This is a genomic window from Mesorhizobium sp. M7A.F.Ca.MR.362.00.0.0, from assembly GCF_004023175.1.
In the GTDB taxonomy this organism is placed as follows: Bacteria; Pseudomonadota; Alphaproteobacteria; order Rhizobiales; family Rhizobiaceae; genus Mesorhizobium.
On the sequence record NZ_RZTF01000024.1, the window covers coordinates 34,428 to 37,934 of the forward strand.

General features: G+C 63.4%; 4 protein-coding genes and 1 pseudogene. All 5 read left to right on the forward strand.

All coding sequences use genetic code 11. The features are described from left to right. A pseudogene (locus EOC06_RS41770) lies at positions 1-269 on the forward strand (serine kinase); the annotation flags it as partial. Beyond that, positions 266-1,018: a glycosyltransferase family A protein gene (locus EOC06_RS05835; protein WP_164898477.1), complete on the forward strand. Its 753-nt coding sequence runs from the start codon at positions 266-268 to the stop codon at positions 1,016-1,018. The pseudogene EOC06_RS41770 and the gene EOC06_RS05835, both read left to right, overlap by 4 nt. Before the next feature lie 55 nt (positions 1,019-1,073). Next, positions 1,074-1,826, forward strand: a complete 753-nt coding sequence (locus EOC06_RS05840; RefSeq protein ID WP_128307305.1) for a glycosyltransferase — start codon at positions 1,074-1,076, stop codon at positions 1,824-1,826. After that, positions 1,826-2,503: a glycosyltransferase family A protein gene (locus tag EOC06_RS05845; protein WP_128307306.1), complete on the forward strand. Its 678-nt coding sequence runs from the start codon at positions 1,826-1,828 to the stop codon at positions 2,501-2,503. Before EOC06_RS05840 ends, EOC06_RS05845 begins: the two co-directional genes overlap by 1 nt. Next, positions 2,500-3,507, forward strand: a 1,008-nt coding sequence (locus EOC06_RS05850) for a nucleotidyltransferase family protein (RefSeq protein ID WP_128307307.1), incomplete at its 3' end; no start/stop codon positions are given. The genes EOC06_RS05845 and EOC06_RS05850, both read left to right, overlap by 4 nt.

A 3,507-nucleotide genomic window follows, 5' to 3' on the forward strand; every position in this document is an offset into this window, starting at 1 on the left:
CGGTGCCCAAAACTCTGGACATCATCGCGCTGCTGGTGCCACATATCGGCGGAGGCGAGGCAAGTTCGATCGTGCCGGTGTCGCGCAGGGATGCCATGATCGCCTTGGCGCCGTCGGGCATAGCGCAGATGCCGGGCGAGCGGGAGAGCGGCTTTCGCTTCTTCAGCGACCTGACCCGCCTGCTGCCGTGCTATCGTCTGTCGCTGGGGACGCAGCCACAGGAGATAGCCGGCGCGATTGCGGACTTTCTCACGCGGGGCACTTCGTGAAACTGAGCGTGATAATGCCCGTCTACAACCGTGAGCGCTATGTCGTTTCGGCATTGCGCTCGCTGGTGCGGCAGCGGGACGCCGCCGATCTCGACATCATCGTCATCGACGACGGCTCGACCGACGGCTCTGCTGAGGCCGTGCGCTCGATGATGCGCGAAAACGCCTGCATCCGACTGTTCCAGCAATCCAACATGGGCGTAGCCAGGGCGCGCAACGCCGGGCTGCGGCAACTGCCGCCGGATGCGGAGTTCGTTTCGTTTCTGGATTCTGACGACATCTCGCTGGCCGGACGGTTCAAGAAGGACCTTGCACGCTTCAGAGCAGACCCCGGACTCGAGCTGACCTATTCGCTGATGACGCTGGTCGAGCGGATTGACGATGAGCGGCTGAAACCGGCAGCCGACAGCCGCACGATGACGCTTCGGGGAATTTCGCTGAGCGCCGCCGTGTTCAGCAGAGGGCTTGTCGACCGGACGGGCGAGTTCGATGAGGATTTCGAGCAGGCTGAGGATACCGACTATCTGCTGCGCGTTTTCGAGGCGGGACCGAACTACGAATTGTTGGACGCCGTCGCGATCTACTACCGACGCCATGCCGGAAATGTCACCAAGGAACATAGCGGCAGGGTCCGCAACCACTTGCGTGCAATCCACAAGTCGATGCGGCGGCGCAAGGCCGATCCGGCACGGCGAGAGGTCCAGGGAATCTTCGAATTGAAGAGTCCCACCGATTGGCGGATGCTATGATGCTCGACACAATCAAGTCGGATCAGCCAAGCCCGGAATGCTGCCGGAGACGCCCATGAAGCTGAGCGTCATCATGCCGGTCTACAATCGCGAACAATTCGTTGGCCTCGCGCTGCGCTCGCTGCTCAGGCAGCGCGAAGACATCGATCTCGACATCATCGTCATCGACGATGGGTCGACCGATGGTTCGGCAGCCGTCGTACGGTCGTTGATCGACGAGGCCCCGTGCATTCGTCTTTTCCAGCAGAGCAATGGCGGCGTCACAAAGGCGCGCAATGCCGGGCTGAAGCAGTTGCTGCCGCAGACCGGCCTGGTGTCGTTTCTCGATTCGGACGACATCTCCCCGACAGGGCGCTTCAAGGCGGATCTCGCCTGCTTCGGAGAAGATCCTGGCCTGGACCTGACCTATTCGCGCATGACGTTGGTCGACAAGATAGATGGCGAGACGCTGGAACCGGCCGCCGACAGCCACTCCATCACCGTGCGAGGGATCCACCTGTCCGCCGGGATCTTTGCGCGAAACCTCATCGAGCGCACCGGAGGTTTCGACGAGGATTTCAAACAGGCCGAGGACACCGACTATCTTTTGCGTATCTTTGAGAGCCAGACAAAATACGTTATGCCCGATACGGTGGCTCTCTACTACAGACGTCATCCCGGCAACATGACCAAGGAAGCCGATGTGCCCTTTCGCGAGTTCATGCGCGCCATTCACAAGTCGATGAAGCGTCGCAGGGCCGACCCCAACTTGCGCCGGGTGGAGGGGATCTTCGACTTCAAGGATCTCGCGCAGTGGCGATTCCTTTGATGGCAGCCTACGGCGTCGTCATTCCGGCTTTCAACGCGGCCGCCACCATCGGCGCGGCCCTGAACTCCGTCCTGGCCCAGACGGCAAGGGCGGACGCCATCGTCGTGGTCGATGACGGTTCGACCGACGATACGGTTGCGGTGATCGATGCGATGAACCTGCCGGTGACTGTGCTGCGACAGGACAATGCCGGACCTGGCAGCGCAACGACCCGTGGCATTGCGGCACTCTCGACGCCGCTCATCGCGACGCTCGATGCCGACGATTTGTGGTTGGCGGACAAGATCGAAAAGCAGCTGGTCCATCTCGACCGTCATCCCGGGACAACGGGCGTCTTTACGCATTGGCGGACGTTTCGCGGCGACAGCCCCGATTTGCCCGATGCGACCAGTGGAGCTGGCTGGTCGCGCACGACGATGATGATCCGCCAAGAGGTGGTGCAGAGCGTCGGTCCCATCATCGACCCACCAGGCGGTCGCGGCGAGATGATCGACTGGATCGCCCGGGTTCGTGAGGCAGGCTTTGCCCTTGCCATGCTCGACGACGTGCTTGCATTGCGCCGCATCCGTCCGGGCAGCCTTTCCTACGGCCGCGATCCGGCACGCGACCGGGGCTACCTCCAGGTCGCAAGGCTCGCCATGCAGCGGCGAGCCCAGAACAAGGCAGGTTCCAGTTGAACGCCACGCCCGTTCGCCGCATCGGCCGCCGCTTCCCGGACTATGGCTGGTCGTGGCCCACCGGCCAGCTGGACCTGTTGCTGAAGGCGGCGCTGCTCTCCGATGAGGACGCAGCCGCTGCCTGTGCCGCGCGCTGGCTGGACGAGAACGACATCGATCTCGTCTCGTTTCGAGAACATCGCCTGCTCGCCGCCATCTCCGACAGGTTCGGCAGGAAGCTGGCCGGGCATGCCGCCCATCCGCGCCTCGTCGGCCTGCAGAAGATGCTGTGGACGAAGTCGCGCATGGCGATGCGCGAGGCCGAGCCGGCGCTGAAGGCGATGGCCGACGGCGGCGCCGACATCATGCTGATAAAGGGCGCCAGCCGCATTGCCTTGAACGCGTCGGCGCAGCGTGGCCGGGTGGCGCATGATATCGACATATTGGTGCGCCCGCGCGACATGGCTGCCGTCTTCGACATCTTGCGCGATCGCGACTGGCAGATCGCCTCGGGCGTCAGCGCGCAATATCTGCGAACCCGGTTGGCGTCGCTGCGGTCGATGAACTTCTTCAAGGGCCGTTTCGGTGACATCGACCTGCACCAGCTCGGCTATGACGGGTCGCAGACGAGCGCGGAAGACGACCTGGCGATCTGGCAACGGGCGGTCCCGGCACAATTCAGCGGCGTCGCGGTCTTCGTGCCGTCGCCGTCCGATCGCATGGCCCTGGCCATCGCCCATGGCGGCCTCGACGCCCACACCCACAGCGACTGGCTTGTCGACTGCGCGGTCGCCATCCATGGCGAAGACGTCGATTGGGACACGTTCCTCGACATCGTCGGCAGACGCGGCCTGGCGGTTCCAGCGGCGGTGGCGTTATCCTATCTAACGTTCGAGATCGGCATCCCGGTGCCGGAACCGACAATGGCCAGAATCTTGGACATGGCCGACGGGGTTGGCCTGTCGCGTTGGTCGTCGGTTCTGCAAGCCAAGCCGCGCACGGATTTCGGCGGCCTGGTCTGGCTA